This window comes from Segatella copri, from assembly GCF_019127135.1.
Taxonomy (GTDB): Bacteria; Bacteroidota; Bacteroidia; order Bacteroidales; family Bacteroidaceae; genus Prevotella.
Genome location: NZ_JAHOEA010000120.1, coordinates 1 through 3,017 on the forward strand (window position 1 = coordinate 1; position 3,017 = coordinate 3,017).

At 43.5% G+C, this 3,017-nt stretch carries 3 protein-coding genes and 1 pseudogene; 2 read left to right on the top strand and 2 right to left on the bottom strand.

All coding sequences use genetic code 11. The annotated features are described in order from the left end of the window. Positions 1 to 251 (bottom strand): ORF6N domain-containing protein (locus KSW37_RS15320; protein WP_217743523.1); only part of this gene is annotated, 251 nt, incomplete at its 3' end. Positions 252 to 932: 681 nt separating this feature from the next. Between KSW37_RS15320 and KSW37_RS15325 the strand changes: the two genes are divergently transcribed. Then, positions 933 to 1,121, top strand: a complete 189-nt coding sequence (locus tag KSW37_RS15325; RefSeq protein WP_144021585.1) for a hypothetical protein — start codon at positions 933 to 935, stop codon at positions 1,119 to 1,121. 1 nt (position 1,122) lies between these two features. Beyond that, positions 1,123 to 2,160, top strand: a complete 1,038-nt coding sequence (locus KSW37_RS15330) for a replication initiation protein (protein WP_153081269.1) — start codon at positions 1,123 to 1,125, stop codon at positions 2,158 to 2,160. Positions 2,161 to 2,658: 498 nt separating this feature from the next. Here the strand turns inward: KSW37_RS15330 and KSW37_RS15335 are convergent. After that, a pseudogene (locus tag KSW37_RS15335) lies at positions 2,659 to 3,017 on the bottom strand (ORF6N domain-containing protein); the annotation flags it as partial.

Below are 3,017 nucleotides of genomic sequence, written 5' to 3' on the forward strand. Positions count from 1 at the left end.
TTGGTCGTGGCATGAGAATATTTCATGTTTTTGAGGTGGTCGAAATTTTCGACCACATACTCTTTCTCGCTGTTAGTCAGTTCGATAACATATCCGTCTGGGAACTTGTCTGGGTTGTTTTTCAAAGCTTCGTTGATGCGTCTGGTCTCAACCCCATACAGCTCGGCAACATCCCTATCGAGGATAACTTGCTTATCTCGAATGACGATTATTTTGTTCTCTGTTTTTGCTATGTCTTCTTTCTGTCCCATATCTTTGAAGTTTGATTTCGGGTGCAAAGATAAGAAAAATATCTGGAAAGCCAACAAATACTATGAAAAACACCCGCTTCTCGGTGCGGCAGACCGAGCGACTTTGTACGCTTTCGTCGCTCGAAAGCAGCCCCACGAATAGCCAAAAAGGGCATTTTCCGCCCATCTGAGCCGTTTTTGCCTTTTTCACGTGGAATTTCACGTCCGAACGCAAGAAAGTGTCTTAAATCGCTTTATTTTGCGTCAAAGTAAAAAGTTTTTACAGCACACAAAACTGCTGTTTCTTTGTACGTTGCCACAAAGTCAGCACACACTCATCAACGAGCAAGCAAGCCGTACCCACGAACAAGCAAGAATGAGGACGGAGGGGCGTTCAGACCCCGACCCCCTAAAAAACAAAAAAACACCCAAATTTGCGCCAAAAAAGCCGTTCAAAAAGCCGCTGCCCGTATGCCTGTTTTTTAAGCATCGTCTGTTAATGCTCTATCCCCCCCCAATTGACTTACTGAAAATCAAGAAGTTACAAAGTTTCTAACCTACAGATTTAGACCGCTTAACCTACAGATTTAGACTGAAAAAAAACGGCTTTAACCTACATTTTTAGATTTTTAACCTACGTATTTTTGCTATATGTAGGTTTTTTATGTATCTTTGCACCCAAAATCAAAATTCAAAGAACGCATGAAACAGAAACTACAACAGATAGCAAGTGAGCTCGAGCACATAAATCGAGACTTGCGTAGAGAAGAGCAGGTGATGTCTGAAGAACTTCGTGACAGACAAGCAAAGCACCTCGAAGGAGAAGCTGCCATCAATCACTATAACGAGTGGATGAAGGCAGCAGGTATGGAACACTTAATGACGAAATAACATGGGACAACTTATCACATCAGAAAACAAAGACATGATGGTGTCCTGGATGTACACCTGGTCACGTCAGCAGGAGATGAGCATACATGAGCAGCGCATCATTCTCCGCATTTTGGAGTATTGCCAAGACGAGGTTAAAGGCATGAAAATCAAAGAGAACATGGGAATTATAGACCATCACAAGCATGATGTCTATATCCAGATGCCTGCTTCTGCGGCCATCTTTGATAGTAACTTAGACTTTGATACGATAAAGAAAACATTAGAAGACCTCATGGGCAGATACTTCGAGTACAAAGACAAGAAGCGTTGGTGGAAGTGCTCGTTTATCTGCAACCCTGAGTATGAATATGGCTCAGGTATCATGAAGTTCAGCGTAAACAATAAACTTTGGGATGTATGGTTGAACTTCTCACAAGGATATAGAGAGTTTGAGTTAAACAAGGCTCTAGCCTTGCCAACAACATACTCTCTGAAATTCTACATGTTGGTCAGTGGCAATTCTAAGCCTATCACATTCAAGACCATCGATGAGTTCAAACAATGGCTTGGCATCGCACCAGAGCAGTACAAGGACAAAGACGGAAAAGACCGAATCGACAACATTGAAGCAAGGGTTATCAAGCCTGCGCAAAAGGCTCTTAACAACTCTTGTCCATACACTTTCACGTATTCAAAAATCAAAGCCAACCCAGACAACAAGCGCAGCAAAGTGACAGGCTTCACCTTCACCCCGAAGTATCAGCCGAAGTTCAGAGACGAGAAGCTTGAAGCAAAAAAACTGCAAGCAACTGTCTGCGCATCCTTCTCGATTCGACCAGAGATTTACAACTATCTTCGTCAGCAGTGTGGCTTCAGTGCTTCAGATCTGAACAACACCAAGGACGTTTGGCTACAAGCGCAAGATGTCCTCGATGATCCTCTGGGAGAGATTGCTATTCTCAAGGCAAAGGCCAGAGAAGCAAAGAAGACCCCACAAGCATTTATCGTTGCCTACATCAAAGGCAAAATTTCGGATGCCATGTCAAAGAAAAAATAAGGCGGTTCAAGAGGGAGTCGAGAGGGAGAATCCCTTTCGCCTAACCCATCAACGGCTTGCCGCACGAAGTCCTCGGTTTCCGAGTTGATGGGGCGAGTTTGGCACAAACTTGGAATTAGGCTTCCCCCTAGTGTAAAAATTTTACACTGCTTTGGGGATGCCTAATTGCGAGTTTTCTGACCAAACCGCGTATTAGGCTACCCCCCAACGTAAAATTTAGACATTCAAATGCAAGCATTTTGTAAAGTTTAGTTCTTTAACCGGCTCAAAACTTCCGGATTTGGAAGCAAAACCTTTTCCGCTTCCAAATTTGCAAATCTCAGAGCACTTTTCTGAAATGAGAAGAGCCGAAGAAAAGATTTCTCTAATCTCCGGCTCCAGCCTATCTGTCACGTCCAGCCTCAGTGAAGAGACAAAAACTAACTTAATAGCACATAACAACGATAGGCTTCCGCTGAGGACGTAAAAACTAACTTAATAGCACATAACAACAGCGGTTTAATCTTTCCCTCTTGTTGTCTCGACTGATACTTTGAGGAAGCCAAGGTTAAGGCTGAATGCCATCTTGCGCATCTTCAAAGGCAAGTTGTCAGCAAGAACCTCGCCCATCAGGTTTTGAATTTTGCCCTGTTCTTCTTCCTTTGGCATGATGCCTTTTTCCGCATCATCGTTCACCTTGGCTATTGCTCTCGATACCTCACGAACCTTGGAGAAGGTTTCTATGATGGCAATGGTTACTTCTGTTGCCAGAGGGGATTTGAGGATGGTGGCAAGCATATACAAGCCTTTTTCCGTGAAAGCCTTGGTCGTGGCATGAGAATATTTCATGTTTTTGAGGTGGTCGAAATTTTCGACCA

Excerpts from the sequence above, each read along its gene's own strand:
- KSW37_RS15325 (WP_144021585.1), top strand. The coding sequence starts at position 933 with ATGAAACAGAAACTACAACAGATAGCAAGTGAGCTCGAGCACATAAAT.
- KSW37_RS15330 (WP_153081269.1), top strand. The coding sequence starts at position 1,123 with ATGGGACAACTTATCACATCAGAAAACAAAGACATGATGGTGTCCTGG.